We start from the raw sequence: 23,683 nt of genomic DNA, 5'->3' as shown, positions 1-23,683 counted from the left end.
GGACGCCACTTGGGCCGGCCTAGACGTCCACCGGCCTGCCGGATCGGATGCTTGCCCGCCGGGCGGTCCGGTGCCCAGGCCCGCCCGGCGGCGGACCCGGGCACCGGTCGCTTTTCGCGGGTGACCGGCGGAAGCGTCGTGTCCGGCAGGCGTGCCGGCGCTACTTGCGGTTGTAGAGGCGCATGGTCAGCGCGCCGAAGACCACGATCGACGCCGCGCCGCTGACCAGCACCCAGAAGATCTCGCCGGTGTCCGGGCTGCCCGCCATCAGCGAACGCACCGCGCTGACCAGGTGGGAGATGGGATTGACGCCGACGAACGCCTGCAGCCAGCCCGGCATGGTCTGCGGGTCGACGTAGACGTTGCTGAGGAAGGTGAGCGGGAACAGCACCAGCATGCTGATGCCCATCACCGACTTCTCGCTGCGCAGCAGCAGCCCGAACATCGTCCAGATCCACGAGAACGCGAACGAGAAGGCCACCAGCAACGCGATCGCGGCGAGCACGCCGGCGACGCCGCCCTGCGGGCGGAAGCCCAGCACCAGGCCGACCACGAGGATGACCGTCGACGCCATCGTGTAGCGGAACGCGTCGCCGAGCAGGTAGCCGACCATCGTGGACGGCCGCCAGATCGGCAGCGTACGGAAACGGTCGAAGACGCCCTTCTCGATGTCCTTGTTGACCTCGACCCCGGTGTACATAGTGATCATCACGACGCTCGTCACCATGATGCCCGGCAGCAGATACTGCAGATACTCCGTCGGCGACCCCGCCAGCGCACCGCCGAACAGGTAGGTGAACATCAGCGTCATCATGATCGGGAACGCGGTGACGTCGAAGAGCTGCTCGGGCACGTGCTTGATCTTCAGCATCGCCCGCCAGCCGAACGTCAGCGAGGCGGACAGGGCGCTGGGGCGCGGGGGACGCGCCCCGGGGGCGAGGACCGCGCCCAGCGTGTCGGCGGCGGGGACGAAGGCCGTGCCGCTCTCGGTGGTCGTGGCGCTCATGCCGCCTCCTCCTGCGTGTTCTGGTCGGTCGCCGGGTGGTTCGTGAGCGCGAGGAAGACCTCGTCGAGGCTGGGCTGGCCGAGGGAGAAGTCGTCGACGACGATGCCGGACGCGGCGAGCGCCGCGAGGGCGCGCGCGGCCCGCTCCGCACCGGCGTCCGCGTCCTCGCCGGGGACGCGCGTGGTCAGGGCCACGGGGTCGGCCTCAAGGTGGACCTGGGTGTTCAGCTCCCTGGCCAGCACGCGCTCGGCCTCCGGCCGCTGCGCGGCGTCGCGCAGCCGTACGTGCACCGATCCCGAGCCGACCGACGACTTGAGCTCGCCGGGGGTGCCCTCGGCGATGACCCTGCCGTGGTCGACGACCGCGATGCGCCCGGCCAGCCGGTCGGCCTCCTCCAGATACTGCGTGGTGAGCAGCACGGTGGTGCCGTGAGCGACCACGATCCTGATGATGTCCCACACCTGGTTGCGGCTGCGCGGGTCGAGCCCGGTCGTGGGCTCGTCCAGGAACAGCAGGTCGGGCGTGTTGAGGATGCTGGCCGCGATGTCCAGCCTCCTGCGCATGCCGCCCGAGTAGGTCTTGACCTGCCGGCCGGCGGCCTCGGTCAGCCCGAAGGCGTCCAGCAGCGCCATGGCCCTGTCCTTGGCCGCGGGCTTCTTGTGCCCCAGCAGCCTGCCGAGCAGGACCAGGTTCTCCATCCCGGTCATCTCCTCGTCCACTGAGGCGTACTGGCCCGTCAGGCTCACCCGGCCGCGTACGGCGTCGGCCTCGCGCAGCACGTCGTGACCGAACACCCTCGCCTCGCCGCCGTCCGGGCGCAGTAGGGTCGCCAGCATCTTGACGGCGGTGGTCTTCCCCGCTCCGTTGGGGCCGAGCACTCCGTAGACCGTGCCCGCGCGCACGGTGAGGTCGAGACCGTCCACAGCACGGTTCTCGCCGAATATCTTGACCAGGCCCGATGCCTCTATAGCCAGGTCCGTCGTCCGGTCCCGCATGATCTGTCGTCTCCTTAGGTCCGTTCACGGAAGAGGCGCCAGATCGACGGACAGGACCCGCTAGATCTGATCTAGCGGCCGGCCCAGGTCACCCCCGTGCCTGAGTCTTCCCGGCGACTCAGGCCGCGTACGACCAGAAGGCCGCCTGACGGCGGTCCTCCTGGAAGCGGGTGATGGCCAGGACGACCGCGACGGCCAGGGCGGCCGTGCCGATGGTCAGGACGTTGCCGACGATGTCGAAGACCGCGGCGTCCCGGATCTCCGGCAGTTCCTCGGCGTCCACGTACATGCGGCTCACCAGCCTGGTCACGAGGGTCATGACCACCCACGCCAGCCACCAGGCCCAGACGAGGCCGGAACGGCGCGCGGTCGCGAGGCTTCCGCTCTCCTCGACCGCGCCGGGCTTGGACGACGTCCAGATGTCGTCGACGATCTGCTTCGGGAACCAGAAGTTCACGATCGGCACGACCCACCCGAAGATCAGCCAGGGTGTGGCCCGCCGCTGCGGCCATGGGCAGAGGACCTCCGCGTTCGCCCGGGCCCGGAACAGCCAGACCAGGAACGCGACGGCGGTGGCGACGTAGACGACGGTCTCCACCAGCCCGGACGCGGCGTAGAGCACATCGTTGGTTTCGAGATCGCTGATCGGTACGGAGTTCGTGTCGGTCAGGAACCTGTCGACGAGCACGGCCCGCTGTGCGTCGATGACGGAGGCCATCAGGCACACCACGGAATCGGCGGCCAGCATCACGACGGCCGCCGTCCCCACACCCCGGATGGGTTGCAGGGGAGCGGGTGGTGGTGTGGGGTACACGAAGACTCCTCACAATATGCCGAGGATCATCGTGCGTTATGGCGCGGGACTCGTTCGTGCGCGTTTCTCACCTGGGACGGTTCCGTGACCAGGCCGGAATCGGGTAATTCGGAATATCGTTTCGGTATAGCTCGTAGGTGAATGTCCGATCAACGTCGGGCGGTCGGCTTGGCGCCGACTCGGCCGTGCCTCAGCATGACCGCGACCGTGACGCCCATGCCTGCCACGGTCGCGGCGCTGACCACGGCGCTCAGCTGAAACCCCGCGGCGAACGCTTCACGGGCGGTGCTGAGCAGCATGGCCCCGGGCAGGTCGGGAAGAACGCGACTCGCCGTCACAGCGCCGCCCAGGCTCTCCCTCGCGGCGGACACGGCCTCTGAGGGGAGGCCCGCCACGACAGCGCGGCTCATTTCGCTCCGGTACACCGCGGTGATGGCGCTGCCAAGGAGTGCGATGCCGAGTGCGCCGCCGAGTTGAGGCGCGGTCGAGGAGATCGCCGAGGCGGCGCCGGCCTGCTCGGGGGGTGCGTTACCGACGACCATGTCGGTGGCCAGAGCCATCATCGGACCGAGCCCAGCGGACACGACGACGGCCCCGGTGACCAGAAGGGCCAGGGCACTTGTCCCGGCCGTCATGCCCGCCTGGGCGACCACGACGAAGCCGACGGCGGCCAGGGCCAGTCCGGCCGCGATGACCGGTCCCGGGGCGATCCAGCGCACGATCCTGGAGGCCAGCGTCGATCCGACGATCGCCCCGATAGCCGAGGGCGCCGTCCACAGACCGGCCTCCAGCGGCGATAGCCCGCGCACCAACTGCAGATATTGCGCGAAGGCGTAGTTGAAGCCCCACAACACGAAGATGCCGAGCGCCAGCGTGGCCACGGCGGTGCTGAACGCCCGGTTCGCGAACAATCGCAGGTCGATCAGCGGGTGGCGCAACGCGCGCTGCCTCCGCAGGAAAACGACGGCGAACAGCAGCCCGGCTGTGACGGAGAGCACGGGCAGCCGGTCGGGACCGTCGGCGGCGATCTGCTTGAGACCGTAGACCGCCGGCAACACCGCGGCCAGCGACAGTGCGGCGCTGATCGGGTCCAACCGCCCTGCCCCCGCGTCGCGTCGCTCGGGCAGCAGGATCGGCCCCAGCGCCAGGAGCAGTGCCATCACCGGCACGCCGAGCAGGAAAACCGACCCCCACCAGAAGCGCTCCAGCAACCACCCGCCCACGAGAGGGCCGATCGCGGTGCCTCCGGACACGCTGGCGATGACGATCCCGACCGCGACGGTGCGTTGCCGGGGATCCCGGAACATGGCGACGGTCAGGGAGAGCACGGACGGCATCAACGTGGCGCCAGAGATTCCGAGTAGCGCGCGGACCGCGATGAGCGCGCCCGCGCTGGGAGCGTAGGCCGCGAGCACGGACGCGACGCCGTACGCGGCCGCGCCGATCAGCAGGAGGCGTCGGCGGCCGATCCGATCGCCCAGCGTACCCATGGTGATCAGCGATCCGGCGAGCAGGAACGCATAAACGTCCACGATCCACAGCTGCTCAGCGCTGTCGGTTGCCAGTGCTCTGCCGATGGCGGGCAGCGCCAGATGAGTCACGGTCAGTTCGAGGGAGGCGAGGAGAGCGGGGAGGGACAGAACGGCAAGCCCGATCCATTCCCGTCGCCCAGCGCGGCCGGTGGTGGGCGGGGCGGTGTCCGCAGGAGATCTCGTCACCCCTCAAGGGTGAAACCTCGACTATAGGCGAGGTCAAGCTCTAGCCTGAGAGGCGTGACAAAACCCCCTTTCGATGCCAAGGAGCTCACTGTCGGGCAGCTCGCTGCCCGTGCCGGTGTCGCGGTGACCGCCTTGCACTTCTACGAAGAGAAGGGCTTGATCCGCAGCCGCAGGACTGCGGGAAACCAACGACGCTACTCCCGCGACACCCTGCGCAGGGTGGCCTTCATCCGGGTGGCGCAGCGAGTCGGCATTCCGCTGCGCATGGTAGGCGAGGCGCTGGCAGGACTTCCGGAGGAGCGCACACCGAACAGGGAAGACTGGACCCGCCTGTCCGCCTCATGGCGAGCCGAACTCGACACTCGCATCGAGCAGCTCACCCGCCTTCGCGACAAGCTGTCCGACTGCGTCGGCTGCGGATGCCTTTCCATCGATCGGTGCGCACTGCGCAACCCCGACGATCGTCTCGGAGACGAGGGCACCGGCCCGCGTCGTCTCTTGAGCCGTCGGCTGGCAGACGAAAGCCGCTTCCCGTCTCTCTGACCGAGCGCTGACAGGGGTGCCGCCTGACGGCGCCCGCGGGAAAAGCGCATGACCGGCGAGTGGTGCAGGGGAAAGAATGCCTCCCATGTCCCAGGCGATCCTGCGCACCGAACGCGTCGAACTCGTTCCGCTTTCCGACGAACACCTCGAACACGAGGTCGAGCTGGACGCCGATCCCGAGGTCATGCGCTATCTCGCCGGCCGTGCGCGTACCCGTGAGGAAGTGGAGGACTTGCACCGCAGGCGGCTCGCCGTCGCGGATCGCGTTCCCGGGCTGGGCTTCTGGGCCGGTTTCGTGGACGGGCGGTTCGTCGGCTGGTGGATCCTGGAGCCGCCCACGCGGGCCGACCAGGGCCAGATCGAGGGGCAGGCCGAGCTCGGCTACCGGCTCCTGCGGCGCTACTGGCGCCAGGGTCTGGCCAGTGAGGGAGCCCGCGAGCTCCTTCGCCACGGATTCGAAGATCTCGGACTGACCCGCGTCTTCGCCGAGACCATGGCGGTCAACACCGCCTCCCGCGCGACCATGACCTCGATCGGCATGCGGTACGTCCGTACGTTCCACCAGGACTGGGAGGAACCGCTCCCCGGCAGCGACCTCGGCGAGGTCGAGTACGCGATCACCCGCGAGCAGTGGGCAGCAAAGATGACCCGGATCTTGCGAACTGGTGGAAACAGTTGCATATCGGTGGATTACTGTCGCGCATCCGGACGCCCGAAGTGGAACGGTAGTAAACGTTAACATAAGTAGCAAAAAGGCATAAAAGGGACGCTCATTAGCTCTGGCTGGGCTTCGTCGGCCGCCGCTGGCGATGGCCGTGGGCGATGGGGCCAGTGCTACAGCCTGATTTCGTGATGTCGTAGCCGCCGTCGCCAGTGGTGGCTGCTGCGGGCGCGGGTCTGATGGTCGCGTCGGCGCGTTGACCAGGCCAACGTAGGCTGTCCAGCCCCAGTAGCGGCCGGTACGGTCCGACGCAGGGCCGGTGATCAGACGCAGCAGCAGGCCCGCCGCCTCGCCGGCACCGGTCGCCTGCCGACCAGGGTGGCGTCGGCACCGAGCGATCCCAGGAACGGCCCGGTGGTCGAACGGGCCCGGCCCTCTGCTCGTTCCTCAACCCGTCTCCCCCGGCGACAGCTGGCGATGCGGACCTCGGGCGGGTAGAGGCTGCGCAGGTAGAAACCAGCCGTCGTCGGTGCGTGAAACCCGCGCTGCAACGCAGGGAAGATCAGCATGACGATGCTCGCGCCCGGTTGCCCAATGAACGCGCCGACGCACACCGTCCACCGCAAACCACGGCGCATACCGGTGCTCCCGCACACACGCCGGAGCGAAGGTTCGGGCAACTCGACGCCCTGCTACCTCTTTTACCCGCTCGACTCTTGTAATAACGTCACAACACCATGATGAGACCAACTGGTCGTGCCCGGGATCGCCGCGCGGTGGCAGCCCTCCGGCATACGCACCGTGATCATCCCTGGACGTCCTCGACGGCGGACGGACCACAGTCCGCCGTCGTGCCGGAAATCGACCAGCGCCGCAACACGGCAGCCTGGCGGTCACTCCTTTCATCGCGGTCGGCCGAGTCGCCTTCGCCTGAGGTGGACGGTGGCGTACTCGCCGGTGCACTGGGCTCGCGCACGCCGTCTGGAGGTTGGTAGAGGAGCGGCCTGAGCCGCTGCCGATCGGGTCGTGGCGGGAGTGCGGCCGGCCCTGGTGGCGACACGAGCGCTGGGCGGCGTCGGGGGTCACCACGACCGGCGCTGAGGCGCGCCCTCATGCTGGGCACTCGTGTGGTGATGGGGTCTGACCTGGGGCTCTAACAGTTCGCACAGATTCGCAGAGAACCCTTGACAAGCATTTAAGTTGTAATAACGTCATAACACCATGATGAGAGGAGCGCGCATGCGGTACGGGATTGTCGGATGCGGTCGGATCCACCGTAACCACGCCCAGGCGGCGCTGGCGGCTGATGGAGTCGAGCTTGTCGGCGTTTCCGACGTGGACGAGGAGCGGGCGGCGGCGTCGGGCCGGGAGTGGAATGTCCCCTTCTACACCGACTACCGGGAGATGTTCGCGGCTGGAGTGGACGCCGTCGGCGTCTGCCTGCCGCACCACCTCCACGAGGAAGTATGCGTGGCCGCGGCGCAGGCAGGGGTGCATGTCTTCTGCGAGAAGCCGCTCGCCACCTCCGTCGAGGAATGTGACCGGATCATCGAGGCGTGCGACGACAACGGCGTGAAGCTGGCTGTCGTCTTCCAGCACAGGTTCAACGACAACGCCCAGGCACTGCGCAGGCTCCTCGACTCGGGACGGCTGGGCCGCCCGGTGCTCGGCACGGCACTCTTCCAGTACTACAAGAACCCTGAGGACACGAGCTACTTCGCCGGCAGCGGCTGGCGCGGAACCTGGGAGCGCGAGGGTGGCGGCGTCCTCAACACCCACGCCGTTCACGCCCTGGACCTGCTCTGCTGGTTCCTGGGCGAGGTGAAGGAGACCCGGGGCGCGATCGCCACGCTCACCCATTCCACCGAGGTCGAGGACACCGCGGGCGGAGTGCTCCGCTTCGAGAGCGGAGCACTCGCGACGATCGCGGCGTCGATGTCCGTCGGCCTGAAGTTCGAGTCGCGGATCACCATCTCGGGCACGAAGGGCGTCGCGGTCCTCACCGACTCGCGCCGGCTGGACGTCGAGTATCTCAACGGGAGCCGAGAGACCCACGTCTTCGACGAGCCTTTGGACGATCCGTCCTTCCAGACCAATCTCGCGTACGGGCGCGGCCACATAGCGCAGCTCGCCGACTTCGCCGACGCGATCGCGCACGACCGGGCTCCGATGTCCGACGGACGATCGGCCCGGCATGTCCTCGGCGTCGTCAAGTCGTTCTACGCGAGCGCCCGCAACTGACCCCTCCTCAAACCACCCCCCCGAAATAACGAGGAACCATGTACGTAGAGGACCCCCGTCCCCGTCCGTTCCCGGCGCGCCGCGCCGCTACGATCGCTGTTTCGCTCGCCGTCGCGGCCGGGCTGGTGGCCTGCTCACCGCAGAAGCCGTCCGACGACGCCGCCGCCAACTCCGGCGCATCCAAGACCGTCATCGACAAGTACCTGCTTCCGCCTGCCGACGCCGTCGCGTTCGACAGCAAGCCGGGGCCGGTCGAGAAGGGCCCCATCACCGGCGCGCCGCTGTCCCTGCCGTACAAGGAGGTGCTGCCGCTCCCCGACGGACCGATCGGCGACCCGAACAAGACCTACACCTTCTGCTTCTCGCAGGCGCTGATCCGGCACCCGTGGTCCGTCGCGCAGAAGGAAAGCGTCATGCTGGAGGCGGCGCGGCACCCGAATGTCAAGGTCATCTACTACAACACCGACAACGACGCGCTGAAGCAGGTGCAGGACATCGACACCTGCATGGCGCAGAAGGCGGACGCGATCCTGGTGTGGCCGCACTCCGTCGGCCCGCTGACCCCGGAGATCGAGAAGGCCAAGAAGGCCGGCTTCACCGTCGTCGGCATGGAGCGCACGGTGGCCACGGATCAGTACGACACCTGGATCTACCTGGACTACAAGACGGCCACCCAGCAGCTCGCGGAGACCGCGGGCAAGCTGCTGGGCGGCAAGGGCGTCGTCGCCGAGACGTCCGGCGCCATCGGGTCCTCGGCCCAGATCCTCCGGCACGAGGGGTTCGTCTCGGTCATGGGCCAGCAGTTCCCCAACATCAAGGTCGTGACGACGCCGCCCACCGACTACAGCCGGGCCCAGGGCTACAAGGTGGCACTCGACTTCCTGCAGTCCCCCGACGGCAAGAACATCGACGCGTGGTACGTCCACTCCGGTGAGATCGCGGTCGGCATCCACAAGGCCATGCAGGAGCTCGGCCGGACCGGAATCCCGATCCTCACGATCGACGGCTCCAAGCCCGAGGTGCAGAACGTCAAGGATGGCAACTTCAAGGCCGTCGCTCCCTGGACCCCCCTCCACGGTGACATCGCCTTCCGCGCGGCCGCCTACCACCTCCTCGGCAAGGAGGTCCAGAAGAACATCGTGTTGTCCCAGCCGGAGCTGATCACGTCGGAGAACGCGGACGACCAACTCGACAGGGCCTGGGGCCAGCTCGAGAACAAGTAGCCGGCTACGGCGGGGCAGATCCGAGGTGATGGTCAGATGGCTGGAGACGCGATGACTCCGATGACTCCTGGGACTCCGAAGCGGGAGCGCGAGGAATCGATCGGATCGGGAGAGAGGGGTACGGTGAGACCGCCCCTGCTCTCTCTTCGCGGGATCACGAAGTCGTTCACCGGAGTGACCGCACTGTCCCAGGTGGGCCTCGACGTCCACGCGGGAACGGTGCACGCGCTGGTGGGTGAGAACGGCGCCGGCAAGTCGACCCTCATGAAGGTCATGGCCGGCGTCCTCCAGCCGGACTCGGGAACGATCGCGGTCGACGGCGCCGCCATACGGTTCCACGGCCCCGCGGACGCCCGGCGCCGGGGGATCAGCCTGGTGCCGCAGGAGCTGTCGCTCATGCCGCATCTTTCGGTGGCGGAGAACATCTACCTCGGCTGCCTGCCCCGGCGGGCCGGGCTCGTCGACCGGCGTGCCCTGCTGCGCGGGGCGGGGGAGCTGCTCGAACGGCTCGGCGCGCGGGTGTCCCCTGCCTCGCTCCTCGGCGAGCACGGGCCGGCCGTTCAGCAGCTTGTCATGATCGCACGTGGGATCGTCCTGGACGGCAAGGTCTACATCCTGGACGAGCCCACCGCGGCGCTGACGGACCCGGAGATCGAGCGCCTGTTCGCCGTGCTGCGAGAGCTGCAGTCGACCGGAGCCGCGCTGGTGTACGTGAGCCACCGGCTGAACGAGATCACCGGGCTGGCTGACGAGGTCACCGTGCTGCGGGACGGCCACGTCGTGCAGCACCGCTCGTCCTCCGGCGTGACTGAGGACGAGCTTGTGCGGGCCATGGTCGGGCGCTCGGTGGAGCGGTTCTTCGACCGTCCAGGGGAACCCCGAACCGGCTCGGAGCCGGTCCTCACGGTCAGCGGCCTCACCCGGCGCGGCGTGTTCGAGGACGTCGGCTTCACGGTCGGCGCGGGAGAGGTCGTGGGGCTCGCCGGGCTGGTGGGGGCCGGGCGGACCGAGGTGGCGCGAGCACTGTTCGGGGCGGACCCGGTCGACGCGGGTGAGATCACCGTACGGGGCCGCCGGGTCCGCGTACGGACGCCACGGGACGCCATCGCGGCGGGGATCGTGCTCGTGCCTGAGGAGCGCAAATCCCAAGGACTGGTCTTGAACCTGTCCATCTCGGACAACATCGCTCTCCCGCACCTGCGCTCGTTCGCCCGGGGGCCGTTCGTGAGAACGCGCCGGTTGCGTGACCACACCAAGCAGGCCAGCGAGCGGCTGCGGGTCAAGGCGCCAAGCGTCTCGACCCCCGTCGGCACGCTGAGCGGGGGCAACCAGCAGAAGGTGGTGCTCGCCCGCTGGCTGACCCGGCAACCGGCGCTGTACATCCTCGACGAGCCGACACGAGGCATCGACGTCGAGGTCAAGTCGGAGATCTACCGCGAGATCGGACGGCTCGCCGACCAGGGAGCCGGCGTCCTGGTGATCTCTTCCGAACTGCCGGAACTCCTCGGAATCTGCGACCGGATCCTCGTGATGCGTCAGGGGCGACTCGTCGGCGCGGTACCGGCACATACGACGACGGAGCACGAAATCCTCGAAATGGCGATGGGAACGGGAATCTCATGACCACTACAGCCGACAGCGGCGTGCAGTCCGGCCCCAAGGCCGGTGGCAGGAGCGACACCATGCGCAGGGCGCGGAGCGTCTTCGCGAACAGCGGCATGATTCCCGCGCTCGCGCTGGTCATCGTCATCGGTACGATGTTGTCGCCGGCCTTCCTCACCGCGCCGAACCTGTCCAACGTGCTGCGGATCTCCGCCGTCGTCGGTCTGCTCGCGATAGGCCAGACTCTCGTCATCCTGGCCGGGGGAGGAGGCATCGACCTGTCCGTCGGTTCTGTGACCGCCGCGGCCGGCGTCGTGGGAGCCCTCTACCAGGGGTACGGCCTGACGGGGACGATTGTCGCCGCCCTCGCGACGGGCGCGTTCTTCGGATTGGTCAACGGGCTGGGGGTGACCACGGCCCGGCTGCAACCCTTCATCGTCACCCTCGCGACGCTGACCATCGCCCGCGGTGTCGCATTCCAGCTCTCCAACGCGACCCCCATCTACGTGAGCGTGCCCGGCCTCGACTACCTCGCGACCGGCGTGATCCTCGGCATTCCGGTGCCGATCGTGATCCTCGGCGCCGCCCTCCTCGTCGGACAGCTCGTGCTGAGCCGGACGGTGTACGGCCGGAAGCTGTACGCCATGGGCGGCAACGAGGAGGCGGCGTTCTTCTCCGGCATCAACGTCAACCGACTGCGGCTGTCCGTTTACGTGATCAGCGGTCTGCTCGCGGGGCTGGCGGGTGTGCTGGCCACCGCGCGGCTGAGCACGGCCGACGCGAACTTCGGCACCGGCTACGAGCTCGCCGCCATCGCCGCGGTCGTGGTCGGCGGGGCGCCGCTCACCGGTGGGCGCGGCAGTATTCTCGGCACCGGTGTCGGGGTACTCATCATCGCTCTGTTCGAGAACCTGCTGAACCTCCTCAACGTCAACCCGTGGACACAGCTCATGGTCACCGGGCTCATCGTCATCGTGGTGGTGGCCCTCAACCGGAAGGGCGAGGCCGGCCCCGACCGCAGGATCTGGAAGGGTCTACCGTTGTACGCCGCGCTGGTAGCGGGTGCCCTGCTCCTGTTCTTCGTCCTCTGAACCCATCGGTCCCCTGATTTCCTTTCCTCTCATCCCCAGCTCCCTCCGCCGGTGTCGAGCCGCGTCGACTCACCCCAGTGGATTGCGGCCCCCCGAAATTCCTTTGTGTCTGCGAGGTTCCTGCTCGTGACGATCGGTCATGCGGTGACGCTCCCCGTCCCGTTCATCCCGTCCGTGGTCTTGTTCGCGGCCATCGGCGCACTGGCGTCGGCGCTCGCGCACCGCGGCGTCAGCGTCTTCCACGACGGCCTGCGGCCCGTCATGGGCTCCTTCCGTAAGGGCGAACTGCCGCGGAAGGAGGTGTCGAAGACGTCCTTCAACCTCGCGTGGGGCTTCTTCTGGGCCTTCGGCATCCCCTTCTCCATCGGCTATGTGATCCCCCTGGTTTACATGATCTTCATGGCGACCGACTGGATCGGGGTGACCGTCCGGGGAGATCAGTCGTCCCCGTGGCACCGGACCGCGCGTGCGCGGCGCGGGGTCGCGCTCGCGTTGCTGGCGGGCGGCCTGTGGGGCGCGGCGATGGCGGTCCTGCTCCGCCTCATCACTGAGGTCATGCACCGCCTGCCCATCGAGATGGCCAGCCCGGTCCAACTCTTCAGCGAGCCCGCCGCCGGGGCGTACTTCCTGTTCGCGGTGCTGACCATCGCCTACCACTACGGCTACCGCCGGGCGTTCGTCGCGCTCGTGGCCTGCTCGGTCGCGTGGTTCGGCGCCCGGACGGCGGGCCTGCCGTACCCCGCGGTGTGGTCGTTCACCGTCGGGATCGTGTTCCTCCTCGCATTTCTCATCCTGGAGGCCCGGCGGGGCAAGGCGGCGCAGGAGCCCACCGTGGCCTGGGCCGTCGAGGACGATGACGACGAGGAGGAGGACGTCTTCGACGAGAACGCACGGCGAATCCGCCGGGCCCTCCTGCCGATCGTCGCTCTCGCGGCGCTGATGGGAGCGGCGTACAACTGGGGCCTCATGACGAAGGACCCCATCTCCGGGCTGCTCTACGCCCAAGGCCTGGCCATCCCGGCGGCGCTGATCATGCTCGCGTGGGCCTTCGCGTTCATCCCGATGAAGTTCACGACCGCGGCCGTCACCGGTTGCATGGCGACCGGCACATTCCTGGACCAGGGCATCGCCATGCTCATGCCGAACCCGTGGGCCGCCGCGGCGGCCTGCGCGGCGTTGCGGGCGGTGGAGGTGCTCGCCCTCGTGGCGGTCGTCCGCGGCATCGAGCGGCTGCCGTCCATCCGCGAGGTCGCGGACGTCATGCGGACGGCCATCTTCCACGTGATGGAGATCGGTTTCCTGATCGGTGGCGCGCTCGCCGCCTCGGCCTTCGCCGGGCAGTGGGGGTTCGCCATCGTCATCGCGGCCTGGTTCCTCAACAGCCGCAAGAACTTCCCGGTTATGCCGATGTCCGTCGGAGCCTACGCCGCACTCGCCGTCGGCGTGTTCGTCAACATCCTGGCCGTCCTCGGCTTCCAGATCACCTGACTCGCCGCCCAGGTGGCCTCCCTCTGCGATGGCCCCGGCGTCCTGTGCCGCCCAGCGGATTCGCGAGGCGGCCAAATCGCCATCAGCGAACAGGAGAAGTATCTTGACCAAGCCACTTGTCGCCATCACCGGCGCCAGCTCCGGGAATCGGCGCAGCCGCGGCGCGGGCGTTCAGCACGGCCGGACACCCGCCGCTGCTCACCGCCCGCCGGATCGACCGGCTCGAGGCGTTGGACCTGCCGGATTCGATCTGCCGCAAGCACGACGTCCTTGACGCCGAGGGCTACCGGTCGGTGGTCGCGGAGGCCGAGGAGCAGTACGGATCGGTCGACCTGCTCATCGACAACGCGGGTTTCATGACGCTCGAGCCGGTCGCACGGCAGTCCGCCGACGACTGGCGACGCCAGTTCGACTCAACTGCTTGGGCCTGCTGAACAGCACAGCGGCGGTCCTGCCCCAGATGATCGAACGCGGCAGGACCCCGACCGGGAACCCCCGCGCGGATGCGCGCCACCTGCACCCGCACCCAGGGCGTACGGCATCTGTTCGCCGCCCTGGACCTGCACACCCACCAACCCGTCCTACCTCAACCGGATCGAGGCCCAGTTCACCGCGCTGCGCGAGTCCACGCTCACGGCCACCGCGGCTCAGTAGTGAATGCGTTCCGCTGTCCAGAAACTCCGGGAAGCGGCATGAAAGCATTCCCGCGATCTGAACCGCCACTCCCGGACGCCGTTCTTAATCGCTCGCTCTCAACGAGCGAACGGCGGATCGGTGGTAAACGACATGCCGGAGAAGATGAGGCGCCTTTCCGTGGTCGTGTCCGGCGTCGTGACGCTCGCCCTCAGCGCCGCGTGTGGCGGCAGTGAAAGCGTGAACGGCCCAGCCGATAACAGCGGTAAGAGCAGGAAATCGGTGCTTCCCTCCCGTAAGCATTCAGCGGCTCTGTGACGCTGCGTGAGCCTGGCTGGTCAGTCGGCCAGGGCGACGGGTGGCATCCAGAGGTTGCCGGTGAAGGCGCGGTGGATGGCGTGGAAGGCTCTCAGCCCGTGCTTGCGGGCGGAGTCGAGGTAGGAGCGTGCGGCCGGGTTGATCGAGGCGATCGCGGGCGTGCGACCCGTGACTGCCGGGTCGATCACTGTGGACGGCACGGAACTGAGTGCTCCAGGGGCTCGTCGAGCGCAGCGAGCCGGGATCGCCTACTGCTCCGGTGACCGCAAGGGCGACGGACTGTTCGCGGTCAGGTCGATTCAGGAGAACCTGAGCGCTCCGGCACTCCGACGATGTACCAGTGCCGGATGGATCTCCGCGAAGGCGGAATGACGGCTCGCTGAGGAGCTCTCGACCTCCTTCGGCGTGGATGTGAAGCGGCTCGGCTACCCGGTCGGCGCGTGGTCCGCGCGGCTACTCCGTCCTCACGCGGGTAACGGCCGGTCCCCGCGGTGGGCCATCCTGTGCTTCCACACGGGGACCTTGGTCGAGTAGGCGTCGCCACACCTCACGGCTGCGGTTCTGAATCGGCCAGCTTGGTCATCGCTCTGAGATAGGCCTCGAACCGTGGATTGCACAGGGCGTAGCCGCTGCGCTTGGCGCGGATGAGACGGATGGCCTCGCCGGGCTCGACGCCGGTCTCGATCAACGTCCGGGCCACCACGAGGCCGGAGCGGTTGAGACCGGCTTGGCAGCGCACCAGCACTCTCCGGCCGGCCCACCACTGGGCGTGCACCCAGCGCATCGCCGCTGTGAGCTCGCTCTCGTCCGGCATCCCCGCGTCGAGGATGGGCCAGTGGCGCTGCTCGAGGCGACCGGAGATCGGCTGCGCGGACGCGTAGAGGGTGAGTACGGCGTCGAACTCGGCCTCCGTGGGAGTGACCCAGGAGCCGCCCTGGTGCAGGCCGTCCAGGATCTCGTTCCATGGCTCGGATGGCATCGGCACCCAGCCGAAGCCATCCACCACCGGGACCACGCACGGGTCGGTGTGCCCGTCGGCGAACGGGCAGTCCGGCGAGGCGCTGCACGAGAGCATCGGGTTCCAGTCCTCAGGAGGAAGCGGTCAGGATGTGGGGCGGCGGAGCCGTCACGCACGCGGGCCCCAGGTCAGCAGCCGCGCGGGGTTGTCCACCATGAGAGCGCGCAGCTCGTCGTCGCCGAGCCCGGCCCGGCGCAGCCACGGTGCGAGACGCCACGGGATGTAGGTGTATCCAGGGCCGCCGCCCCAGGAGACGAGCTGGCTGCGCCGGGCCAGGTCGCCGGACAGGCAGATGTGATCTCCCAGCCCTGCTTCGAAGAGGCGCACGATGTGCTCCACACGCCGGGCGTCCGGCTCGTACCAGTCCTTGGAGACGCAGTCGTAGCCGAGGAAGAAGCCGTCCTCGGCGAGCCCGCGATGGGTGTCGAAGTCGAGCCGGCGGTCGAGATGGCCCAGGCAGACGTGGTACGGGTCCGCCCCGGCGTCGAGCAGGATGTCGGCCTGCTCGCGCGCCATCGTGCCGGCGCTGGTGTGTGTCGTGATCGGGGCCCCGGTCTCCCGCTGCGCGCGCGCCGCCGCGCGCAGCACCCGCTCCTCGGCCGCCAGGACGACCTCGTAGGACGTCCCCGCCTTGATGATGCCGGAGCGGACTCCGGTGTCCGCCATGCCGGTGACGAGGTCGGTCACCATCTCGGCGACCAGATCGTCCTCGGTCATGGCGTCGACGTCGATGACGCCGCTCCAGTACTCCGCCGACGCGTGCCCGGTCGTGGATATGACGTGCACGCCAGAGCGCTCGGAGATGCGGCGCAGGGCGAGTGGATCGCGTCCGAACTCGGGGGTCGTCACCTCGACGAGTGCTCCGCCGCCGGCGCGCTGGAACAGCTCCAGCTCGGCGACGGCCCTGTCCTCGTCGTCCAGCACCATGTCGCCGCCATCCTGGAGCCGCTCGGCGGGTCGCGTGAAGAGGTGCTCGTGTCCCAGCGTGACGCCCAACGACCCCGGATCGACGTCTCCTGTCACTGTCCGCACCTGCCCGCTCATGCCGCCTCCCGCGTCTCTTGACTGTCCCACAATGCTCATCATAATGTCATCACAACCTGAAGGGACTACCGAATGCCGAATTGGCAGACGATCTCCACCACTCCGCAACAGGACACTGGCAACGTCGCCCAAGAAGCGCTTTACTTCATCGGCGTCACGACGTCGGGCTCCAGCATCATGACCCTCTTTCCCGCGTGGGCGCGGCACCTGGGGCTTGACGCCCGGATCACCGGCATCGATGTGCCGCTCGGCGCCGGGCCCGCCGTCTACCGGGCCTGCGTCGAGGCCATCGCGGCAGATCCGGCCGCCCGCGGCGGGCTCGTCACCACGCACAAGGCGGCGGTGTACGAGGCGGCGGGTGACCTTTTCAGCGAGCTCGACCCGTATGCCGGCCTGTGCCGTGAGGTGTCGTGCATCGTCTCGGCGGACGGCCAGGTCAGGGGCTTGGCGAAGGATCCGCTGACGGCGGGTCTGACCCTCGACCACATGCTGGGGAGCGACCACTGGGCGAACTCCGGCGGCCACGTGGTCTGCTTCGGAGCGGGCGGGGCGGGCCTGGCCATCATGGTGCGCCTGCTCTCCGAAGGCCACCGTCCCGAGCGCGTCGTCCTGGTGGATCGTGACCCGCGGCGTACCGACATCGCGCGGGAGGTCGCGGCGGAGATGGGCGTGGACGCCGGGGTGGAGTTCGCGACTCATGGCGACGTGGCGCTCAACGACGCGCTCGTCGCCGCCGCGCCGCCCGGCTCACTCGTCATCAACGCCACGGGGATGGGCAAGGACCTGCCCGGCTCTCCGGTCTCCGCCCAGGTGCGCTTCCCTGCCGAAGCGGTGGTGTGGGACCTCAACTACCGCGGCGATCTCGTCTTCCTCGACCACGCCCGGGCGCAGGCCGCGGCCGGCGGGCTGATGGTGCACGACGGGTGGCGCTACTTTCTGCACGGCTGGACCGAGGTCATCGCGGAGGTCTTCGGCGTTCCCATGACGCCCGAGCTGTTCGGGCAGCTCGCCCGTGTCGCCGAGCCGTTGAGGGGGCGGGCCGGGGCGGGCGCCCACGTGGCCGGGGGGCTCAGCGATGCATGAAGTCGGTGGGCGCGGGCCGGTGGTCGCGCACGACGTTCATCTCGAGCCGCGTGCGGTCCGCGCGGTGCCACGCCTGGAAGTACTCGACCGCCCTGCCGCTCCCGTCGCGGCCGACCGACTCGATGTAGAGGACGGGTTCGCCCGAGCGGATGTGGAGCAGGCGGGCCAGCATGCCCTGGGCTTTGGACGCCTCGAGCGAGCGGTGCCCGGACTCGATGCGCATCTCCCAGTTGTCCTCCAGGACCCGGTAGAGCGAGGTTTTCGAGAGCTCGGCCTTGCGCAGGTCGGCCAGCAGCTCCCTGCTCGAGGAGTTGACGTACGACTTGGTGAAGGCGACGACCTCGTCGTTGACCGAGCGAAGCCGTACGAGCTCGATGCATGGGGTCTTCTCCGGCACGCCGAGCGCCTCGGCGACCTTGCTGCCGGCTTCGACGAGGTCGAGGTTGAGCACGTCGCTGACAACCTTGTGGCCCCGCGTCGTCAGGTCCTCGAAGAAGCCGACCGTGCTCTCGATGAACTGCTCGCGCAGCTTGGGCCGCGCCACGAACGTGCCCTTTCCCCGCATGCGGTGCAGCAGCCCCTCGTTGACGAGATCGCCGACGGCCTGTCGCACGACCGTGCGGGACACGTCGTACTTCTCGCAGAGCTCGACCTCGCTGGGGACCAGGTCCCCGGGCTGGAGCCCGTCCCTCTCGATCTGCTGCACGATGAGCCGCTTCAGCTGCTCGTAGTAGGGGACCGGCACGTCCCGCCGGATCGACAACGGAGGACGCTCAGCCATCACCACTCCCTAAGGCACTAACATCATGACATCATCACCGATGATTTCAACATTAGATCGTAACTTTAGTGGATCAGCGGCAGGCCCGACGCAGAAAGCGTCCGCCATTTTCCATGCCGGATGTGAGAAAGCAATAGGAGGCTCGTGATGGCGAGCAGAGAGATCATCCGAGTCGTTGCCGCGGGCGTCGACGCCGCGGGAATGGCCAAAATCGCGCAGGAAGCCGGTGGCGGCCGGGTCGAGGCGGCCGCGCTCGGCGACATGCAGGGCGCCCGGCTGGTGAAGAAGGGACAGGCAGACTACTACCTCGGCACCTGCTGGTCCGGAGGAGGCGGCGCGCTCGCCGCCGCGACGGCCCTCCTCGGCTCGACGAAGGTCGGCATCGCCGGGACACCCGGGATGGCCGTGAGCGACGAGAAGGTCGCCCAGCTCGTCGGTGAGGGGAAGATCGCGTTCGGGTTCCCCTACGAGCAGTCCCGCAGTGCGATCCCGCTCATCATCAAGGCGATCCTCGCCCACCGCGACACCAACGGCGAGGAGGCGGGCAATGGCTGACCCAGGCGCCGTATCGGAGACCTCGCTCGCCGAGCAGATCAGCGCGGAGTTCGCCGAGCGGCTCGACCTGCTCGAGGAGGCCCGGCAGATCACCCCGCTGGCCCGGCGGCTCACCGAGCTCGCTATCGCCGAGATCGCCGACGAGCTCGCCGTCACGTTCACCGAGGAGAACGCCGCGCCGTTCGTGACCCACCTCGCGGTCGCCCTCACCCGGCTGAACCGGTTCGAAAGGGAAGCGGCGCCGTCCGCCGTGGTGGACGAGGAGATCCGCGATCGGACCCGGGAGCGCGAGGTCATCCAGCGTGTCATGGAGGAATGCGAGAAGCTCCTCGACCGTGAGGTACCGGAGTCGGAGATCGCTTACATGACCGTGCACCTGTGCGCGATCCTCGACGACGAGTGAAGAGGGCGAACCCCCGTGAATGAAAGCATGGGCGACCGCCGCGTCGTCATTCTCGTCCTCGACGGTCTCGGCGTGGGCGTCATGCCCGACCACCCGCCGGAAGACGCGGGCGCCAACACCCTGCGCCACGTCGACCAGGCCGAGGGCCCGCTCAAGCTGCCCAACCTGGCGGCCCTCGGGTTCGGCAACCTCACCGACGTGGACGGCGTTCCCCCCGAGCCGTCCCCGTCCGCGGCCTACGGAAGGTGCGCGTTGCGCCACCCCGGCGCGGACACCTATATGGGCCACCAGGAGCTCATGGGCGGCGGCCTCGACAACGTCCGGCTCCTCCTGCTTGCCGACGTCCTCGACGAGGTGGTGGCGGCGCTCACCCAGGCCGGTCACCGCTGCGAGCCGCTGACTCCGGGGCTCTCGCCCCTGGTGGTCGACGGGTGTGTGCTGGTCGCCGACAACATCGAGGCCCGGCCGCGGCTCAACATCAACGTCACCGCGTCGCAGGACGACATCTCGTTCGACGACCTCACCAGGATCGGTGAGATCGTCCGCGCGACCGTGCCGGTGCCCCGCGTCATCGTGGTCGGCGGACGAGGCTTCGACATCGATGCCATCCGGGCCCACGTCAAGGAGCGCGCCTCGGGGCAGATCGGTGTCGACACCCCCGCGCTCGGCGTCTACGACGAGCACTACCAGGTGCGCCACCTGGGCGTCGACTTCGCGGTGGACCAGCAGTTGCCGAGCCGCGCCCGGCAGGCCGGCTACGACGTCGTGCTCCTCGGCAAGGCCGCGGACGTCGTGCGCTGCGAGGGGGCGGTCGCCGAGAACATCGTCAGGACCGAGGACGTGCTGGCCCGCGTCGTCGGGCACCTCGACGCGATGGCCGGCGGGCTCATCGTCGCCAACGTCCAGGAGACCGACCTCGCCGGGCACGAGCAGGACGTCGAGCGGTACGCCCGGACGCTCCGCACGGTCGACGAGCTGCTGCCCGACCTGCTCGACCGGCTCCGGCCGGGAGACGCGCTGTTCATCACCGGTGACCACGGCAACGACCCGGCCGTCGGGCACAGCCAGCACACCCGCGAGTACACCCCCGCCATCGCGTACGGACCCGGCGTCAGCCCCGTCCCGCTCGGCGTGCGGGCCACGCTCGCCGACATCGGCGCCACCGCGGGAGAGATCCTCGGCGTGCCGGCTCTCAGGTCCGGGACCTCGTTCCTCAAGGAGATCTGGTGTTCGTAGACGCGACCCAGCGGCGCAACCCCAAGCTCATCGAAGCCACGGTAGAGCTGCACCGCGCCGGCAGGATTCCCTCCAACTGCTACGTTGTCGACGTCGACGCGGTGGCGGCGAACACCCGCGCGGTCTCGGCCGCGGCCTCCGCGCACGGGCTTGTCACCTACCAGATGACCAAGCAGTTCGGCCGCAATCCCGTCGTGGCGCACGCGGTGGCGCGCAGCGGCATCGAGAAGGTCGTCGCGGTGGACTTCGAGGAAGCGCGGGTCCTGCACCGGCACGGCCTGCGGATGGGCCATCTCGGCCACCTCGTGCAGGTGCCGTTCGCGGAGCTGGCGACCGCGGTCGCGATGGAGCCAGAGGTCGTCACCGTCTTCGGGTTCGAGCAGGCGGAACGGCTCGCCGAGGCGGCCCGGACGGCGGGCAGGGAGCAGGCGGTGCTCGTCCGCGTGGTTCGCGAGGGCGACGTGTACTACGCCGCCCAGAAGGGCGGTGTGCCCATCGATGAGCTGGTCGACGTGGCCAAGCGCATCGACGCGCTCGACGGTGTGCGGGTGGCGGGCGTCACCTCCTTCCCCTGTGTCCTGTTCGACGAGGAGGCCCGCGAGCTGCGGCCCACGTCCAACCTCACCACCATCGCCGAGGGCGCGCGGATGCTCCGCGACGCCGGCATGGACGCGACGATCGTGAACGCGCCCAGCGCCTCGTGCTCGGCGACGGTCGGGATGCTCGCCGAGCACGGCGCGACCCACGTCGAGCCGGGAAGCTGCCTGACCGGGCACACCCCGCTGCACGCCGTCACCGACCAGCCGGAGATCCCGGCGATGGTGTACGTGTCCGAGGTCACCCACATCCTCGGCGACACCGTCTTCTCGCTCGGCGGCGGGTTCTACCCCCGGTCGCGGGCGCGCAGCGCGCTGATCTACGGCCGCGGCAGGGACGAGCCCGTGACCGCGCGGGTGGAGCTGGACCCCGCGGAGGCGATCGACTACTACGGCAACCTCTACGTCGACGACCTCGGCGCCTTGTCGGTGGGCGACACCGTTCTCTACGCGTTCCGCTCCCAGGTCTTCGTCAGCCGCTGCTTCGTCGCGGTCCTCGCGGACGTCGCCACCGAGCCGAGGCTGCTCGGGGTGTTCGACCGCGCGGGCTTCCCGCTCGGCGACGACCTCCTCCCGACGACCACACCTCTGGAGAACTCGTGAGTGTTACGCGTACGGTGACCGTGCGTATCCCCTCAGGAATCCACGCCCGTCCGGCGGCGGACTTCGTCGCGACCGCCAAGCGGTTCAGTTCCGACCTCTCCCTGGAGGCCAAGGGCCGTAAGGGGAACTGCAAGAGCCTCGTGTCCCTGCTCAAGCTCGGCGTCGGGCAGGGGACCGCGGTCGCCATCACGGCGGACGGCCTCGACGAGGCGGAGGCGATCGAGGCGCTCGTCGCCCTGCTCGACCCCGACGGCGCCGACGGAAGCGGCGGCCACTCATGATCTTGACCGGTACGGGCGTGTCCGGAGGCTCGGCCTGCGCCCCGCTGTACGTCCTCCCCAGCCGTGGGTCGCACTCCGCGCCGGTCTCGGTGCGGGCGCTCGTCCCGGGCACGTGGGGCGAGCGCCTGACCGAGTCCATCGAGGCCGCGCGAGCGGAGCTGGCCGCGGTCGTCGCCGACGTGACGGCGCGGCTCGGCCCGGAGGAAGCCGGCATCTTCAAGGCGCACGAGTTGCTGCTCGACGACGACGAGTGGCGAGGTGAGATCGAGCGGCTGGTCGCCGGCGGCATAGCGGCGCCTGCGGCGGTGCGCCAGGTGAGCGACGCCGTGGCGGCCGAGCTGCGCGAGCTGGACGACGACTACCTGCGCGAGCGGGCGGCCGACGTGCTCGACGTCGCGCAGCGCGTGCTCCGGCATCTCGGCGTGGACAGCACGACCCCGCTGCCCACCGCGGCGGACGGCGAGGTCGTGCTGGCCGCCCTGGAGCTCATGCCGTCCGACACGCTGGGCCTCGACCCGGCCGTCGTGCGGGCGATCGTCACGGAGCGCGGCACCCGCACCTCGCACGCCGCGATCCTCGCCCGCCAGCTCGGCATACCGGCGGTCGTCTCCGTCAGCGGCCTGCTCGCCGCTGTCGAGCCCGCCGTGCGGCAGGGCGTGCTCTGCGCGGTCGACGCCGACGCAGGGACCTGCGAGCTCGACCCCGACCCGGGTACGGCGGAGCGCCACCGGACGGCGAGGAACGTGGTCGAGGTCTGTGACGACCCCGTGCGCACGGCAGATGGCGTCGACGTCGCGGTATACGGCAACGCCGCGTCGGCAGAGGAGGTCGCGGCCGCGGTCTCCTACGGGGCGGACGGGATCGGGTTGTTCCGCACCGAGCTGCTCCTCAGCGGGACCATGCGCGTGCTGGACGAGGAAGGCCAGGTCGCCGCCTACACCGCGGCGGCGGTCGCGGCGGGCGGTCGCCCCGTCGTCTTCCGGACCTTCGACGTCGGGGGCGACAAGCCGGTGGACGGCTTGAGCGTCCCCCATGAGGACAACCCGTTTCTCGGCCTTCGCGGCGTCCGGCTGTGCCTTGACCGCAAGGACGTCTTCGCCACGCAGCTCAGGGCGCTCGCCCGGGTGGCCCGTGACCACTCCAACGTGCACGTGATGGTCCCTATGGTGAGCGGCCTGGAGGAGCTTGACGCCGTGGACGCGTTGCTGGGCGAGCTCGCGGCGGACCATCGGCTGTCCGTCGGGGCGATGGTCGAGGTGCCGAGCGTGGCCGTGCTGGCACGGGAGTTCGCCGCCCGATGCGACTTCCTCAGTGTGGGGACCAACGACCTGACGGCCTACCTGCTCGCCGCGGACCGCAACAACCCGAACCTCGGGAGCCTCTACAACGACCTGCACCCCGCGGTCATCCGCGTGATCTCGGCCGTCCTGGACGCGGGCAGGGAGGCCGGGGTGAAGGTCAGCGTGTGCGGTGAGCTCGCCGGCGACCCTCACGCGCTGCCGCTCCTGGTCGGTCTGGGCCTGCGCGCCTTCTCCGCGGCGCCCCCGATCGTGCCGAGGCTGAAGCAGCTGATCCGTGAGATCGACTCGCGGCAGGCCGCACGACTGGCGGAGCGGGTGCTGCGCGCGTCGCGGGTCGAGGAGGTCGCGCACCTGCTCGCGACGTGGCCCTTCGAGGAGGCCTCCCACGCCGCCGCGCCCGCACGGCCCCCCGCAAGCCGCACCGGCGGCGGTGACCGCCGATGATCCCA

At 69.2% G+C, this 23,683-nt stretch carries 23 protein-coding genes; 15 read left to right on the top strand and 8 right to left on the bottom strand.

Translation table 11 applies throughout. The features are described from left to right. Nucleotides 1-160: 160 nt before the first annotated feature. From HHX31_RS23310 to HHX31_RS23295, 4 genes are all read right to left on the bottom strand, one after another. Nucleotides 161-1,006: an ABC transporter permease gene (locus tag HHX31_RS23310; protein ID WP_169950478.1), complete on the bottom strand. Its 846-nt coding sequence runs from the start codon at nt 1,004-1,006 to the stop codon at nt 161-163. After that, nucleotides 1,003-2,001 carry an ATP-binding cassette domain-containing protein gene (locus tag HHX31_RS23305; RefSeq protein WP_169950477.1) on the bottom strand — a complete coding sequence of 333 codons (999 nt, stop codon included), beginning with the start codon at nt 1,999-2,001 and terminating at the stop codon, nt 1,003-1,005. Before HHX31_RS23305 ends, HHX31_RS23310 begins: the two co-directional genes overlap by 4 nt. 118 nt (nt 2,002-2,119) lie before the next feature. Continuing rightward, nucleotides 2,120-2,815 (bottom strand): DUF4328 domain-containing protein, encoded by a 696-nt coding sequence (locus HHX31_RS23300; RefSeq protein WP_169950476.1) that lies wholly within the window; start codon nt 2,813-2,815, stop codon nt 2,120-2,122. 149 nt (nt 2,816-2,964) lie between these two features. Next, entirely contained in the window at nt 2,965-4,533 is a 1,569-nt protein-coding gene (locus tag HHX31_RS23295) for an MFS transporter (protein WP_169950475.1), read from the bottom strand. 54 nt (nt 4,534-4,587) lie between these two features. Here HHX31_RS23295 and soxR point away from each other — a divergent pair, with 54 nt between their 5' ends. The 8 genes from soxR to HHX31_RS23255 all read left to right on the top strand — a co-directional run bounded on the left by soxR (nt 4,588) and on the right by HHX31_RS23255 (nt 13,816). Beyond that, entirely contained in the window at nt 4,588-5,076 is a 489-nt protein-coding gene (gene soxR / locus HHX31_RS23290) for a redox-sensitive transcriptional activator SoxR (RefSeq protein ID WP_169950474.1), read from the top strand. An 85-nt stretch (nt 5,077-5,161) separates the two neighbouring features. Continuing rightward, nucleotides 5,162-5,815: a GNAT family N-acetyltransferase gene (locus HHX31_RS23285; RefSeq protein ID WP_169950473.1), complete on the top strand. Its 654-nt coding sequence runs from the start codon at nt 5,162-5,164 to the stop codon at nt 5,813-5,815. Nucleotides 5,816-6,976: 1,161 nt separating this feature from the next. Continuing rightward, entirely contained in the window at nt 6,977-7,978 is a 1,002-nt protein-coding gene (locus HHX31_RS23280; protein ID WP_169950472.1) for a Gfo/Idh/MocA family protein, read from the top strand. 38 nt (nt 7,979-8,016) lie between these two features. Next, nucleotides 8,017-9,201, top strand: coding sequence for a substrate-binding domain-containing protein (locus HHX31_RS23275; RefSeq protein WP_169950471.1), 1,185 nt, complete (start codon nt 8,017-8,019; stop codon nt 9,199-9,201). 123 nt (nt 9,202-9,324) lie between these two features. Further along, complete coding sequence (locus HHX31_RS23270; RefSeq protein WP_311932178.1) at nt 9,325-10,824, top strand: sugar ABC transporter ATP-binding protein; 1,500 nt, start codon at nt 9,325-9,327, stop codon at nt 10,822-10,824. Then, on the top strand, nt 10,821-11,894 hold the full coding sequence (locus HHX31_RS23265; protein WP_169950470.1) for an ABC transporter permease: 1,074 nt from the start codon (nt 10,821-10,823) through the stop codon (nt 11,892-11,894). The genes HHX31_RS23270 and HHX31_RS23265 overlap by 4 nt, the downstream gene beginning before the upstream one ends. Before the next feature lie 126 nt (nt 11,895-12,020). Then, nucleotides 12,021-13,382: a YhfT family protein gene (locus HHX31_RS23260; protein ID WP_169950469.1), complete on the top strand. Its 1,362-nt coding sequence runs from the start codon at nt 12,021-12,023 to the stop codon at nt 13,380-13,382. 116 nt (nt 13,383-13,498) lie between these two features. After that, entirely contained in the window at nt 13,499-13,816 is a 318-nt protein-coding gene (locus HHX31_RS23255; RefSeq protein ID WP_169950468.1) for an SDR family NAD(P)-dependent oxidoreductase, read from the top strand. 537 nt (nt 13,817-14,353) lie between these two features. On the opposite strand, the gene HHX31_RS23250 is transcribed toward HHX31_RS23255, so the two are convergent. The 3 genes from HHX31_RS23250 to HHX31_RS23240 all read right to left on the bottom strand — a co-directional run bounded on the left by HHX31_RS23250 (nt 14,354) and on the right by HHX31_RS23240 (nt 16,395). Next, a complete protein-coding gene (locus HHX31_RS23250) occupies nt 14,354-14,533 on the bottom strand; it encodes a hypothetical protein (protein ID WP_169950467.1) in 180 nt (59 codons plus the stop codon). Nucleotides 14,534-14,880: 347 nt separating this feature from the next. Next, nucleotides 14,881-15,408, bottom strand: a complete 528-nt coding sequence (locus tag HHX31_RS23245) for a dual specificity protein phosphatase family protein (RefSeq protein WP_211590223.1) — start codon at nt 15,406-15,408, stop codon at nt 14,881-14,883. 51 nt (nt 15,409-15,459) lie between these two features. After that, complete coding sequence (locus HHX31_RS23240; RefSeq protein WP_211590222.1) at nt 15,460-16,395, bottom strand: phosphotriesterase; 936 nt, start codon at nt 16,393-16,395, stop codon at nt 15,460-15,462. A 72-nt stretch (nt 16,396-16,467) separates the two neighbouring features. On the opposite strand from HHX31_RS23240, the gene HHX31_RS23235 reads away from it, so the two are divergent. Further along, nucleotides 16,468-17,478, top strand: a complete 1,011-nt coding sequence (locus HHX31_RS23235) for a shikimate dehydrogenase (protein WP_211590221.1) — start codon at nt 16,468-16,470, stop codon at nt 17,476-17,478. Here HHX31_RS23235 and HHX31_RS23230 read toward each other — a convergent pair. Continuing rightward, on the bottom strand, nt 17,465-18,259 hold the full coding sequence (locus tag HHX31_RS23230) for a GntR family transcriptional regulator (RefSeq protein ID WP_169950465.1): 795 nt from the start codon (nt 18,257-18,259) through the stop codon (nt 17,465-17,467). The two genes, HHX31_RS23235 and HHX31_RS23230, sit on opposite strands and share 14 nt — an antisense overlap. A 147-nt stretch (nt 18,260-18,406) precedes the next feature. Between HHX31_RS23230 and HHX31_RS23225 the strand changes: the two genes are divergently transcribed. The 6 genes from HHX31_RS23225 to ptsP are packed head-to-tail and all read left to right on the top strand — an operon-like array spanning nt 18,407 to nt 23,678. Continuing rightward, nucleotides 18,407-18,814 carry a DUF2620 family protein gene (locus tag HHX31_RS23225; RefSeq protein WP_169950464.1) on the top strand — a complete coding sequence of 136 codons (408 nt, stop codon included), beginning with the start codon at nt 18,407-18,409 and terminating at the stop codon, nt 18,812-18,814. Then, nucleotides 18,807-19,217 carry a PRD domain-containing protein gene (locus HHX31_RS23220; protein ID WP_169950463.1) on the top strand — a complete coding sequence of 137 codons (411 nt, stop codon included), beginning with the start codon at nt 18,807-18,809 and terminating at the stop codon, nt 19,215-19,217. The genes HHX31_RS23225 and HHX31_RS23220 overlap by 8 nt, the downstream gene beginning before the upstream one ends. A 15-nt stretch (nt 19,218-19,232) precedes the next feature. After that, entirely contained in the window at nt 19,233-20,453 is a 1,221-nt protein-coding gene (locus HHX31_RS23215) for a phosphopentomutase (RefSeq protein WP_169950462.1), read from the top strand. After that, nucleotides 20,444-21,652: an alanine racemase gene (locus HHX31_RS35780; protein ID WP_169950461.1), complete on the top strand. Its 1,209-nt coding sequence runs from the start codon at nt 20,444-20,446 to the stop codon at nt 21,650-21,652. Before HHX31_RS23215 ends, HHX31_RS35780 begins: the two co-directional genes overlap by 10 nt. Next, nucleotides 21,649-21,933, top strand: a complete 285-nt coding sequence (locus HHX31_RS35265) for an HPr family phosphocarrier protein (RefSeq protein WP_169950460.1) — start codon at nt 21,649-21,651, stop codon at nt 21,931-21,933. The genes HHX31_RS35780 and HHX31_RS35265 overlap by 4 nt, the downstream gene beginning before the upstream one ends. Continuing rightward, nucleotides 21,930-23,678 carry a phosphoenolpyruvate--protein phosphotransferase gene (gene ptsP, locus HHX31_RS23200; protein ID WP_169950459.1) on the top strand — a complete coding sequence of 583 codons (1,749 nt, stop codon included), beginning with the start codon at nt 21,930-21,932 and terminating at the stop codon, nt 23,676-23,678. Before HHX31_RS35265 ends, ptsP begins: the two co-directional genes overlap by 4 nt. Nucleotides 23,679-23,683: the final 5 nt, after the last annotated feature.

The sequence above is a fragment of the Microbispora sp. H11081 genome (assembly GCF_012999535.1).
Classification (GTDB): Bacteria; Actinomycetota; Actinomycetes; order Streptosporangiales; family Streptosporangiaceae; genus Microbispora.
Note: the sequence above shows the minus strand (reverse complement) of the source record. Positions and strands in the feature narration are given on the sequence as shown.

Coding starts and splice junctions, on each gene's coding strand:
- HHX31_RS23220 (WP_169950463.1), top strand. CDS start 18,807: ATGGCTGACCCAGGCGCCGTATCGGAGACCTCGCTCGCCGAGCAGATC.
- HHX31_RS23310 (WP_169950478.1), bottom strand. CDS start 1,006: ATGAGCGCCACGACCACCGAGAGCGGCACGGCCTTCGTCCCCGCCGCC.
- ptsP (WP_169950459.1), top strand. CDS start 21,930: ATGATCTTGACCGGTACGGGCGTGTCCGGAGGCTCGGCCTGCGCCCCG.
- HHX31_RS23305 (WP_169950477.1), bottom strand. CDS start 2,001: ATGCGGGACCGGACGACGGACCTGGCTATAGAGGCATCGGGCCTGGTC.
- HHX31_RS23275 (WP_169950471.1), top strand. CDS start 8,017: ATGTACGTAGAGGACCCCCGTCCCCGTCCGTTCCCGGCGCGCCGCGCC.
- HHX31_RS23285 (WP_169950473.1), top strand. CDS start 5,162: ATGTCCCAGGCGATCCTGCGCACCGAACGCGTCGAACTCGTTCCGCTT.
- HHX31_RS23235 (WP_211590221.1), top strand. CDS start 16,468: ATGCCGAATTGGCAGACGATCTCCACCACTCCGCAACAGGACACTGGC.
- HHX31_RS23280 (WP_169950472.1), top strand. CDS start 6,977: ATGCGGTACGGGATTGTCGGATGCGGTCGGATCCACCGTAACCACGCC.
- HHX31_RS23230 (WP_169950465.1), bottom strand. CDS start 18,259: ATGGCTGAGCGTCCTCCGTTGTCGATCCGGCGGGACGTGCCGGTCCCC.
- HHX31_RS23265 (WP_169950470.1), top strand. CDS start 10,821: ATGACCACTACAGCCGACAGCGGCGTGCAGTCCGGCCCCAAGGCCGGT.
- HHX31_RS23245 (WP_211590223.1), bottom strand. CDS start 15,408: ATGCTCTCGTGCAGCGCCTCGCCGGACTGCCCGTTCGCCGACGGGCAC.
- HHX31_RS23225 (WP_169950464.1), top strand. CDS start 18,407: ATGGCGAGCAGAGAGATCATCCGAGTCGTTGCCGCGGGCGTCGACGCC.
- HHX31_RS23240 (WP_211590222.1), bottom strand. CDS start 16,395: ATGAGCGGGCAGGTGCGGACAGTGACAGGAGACGTCGATCCGGGGTCG.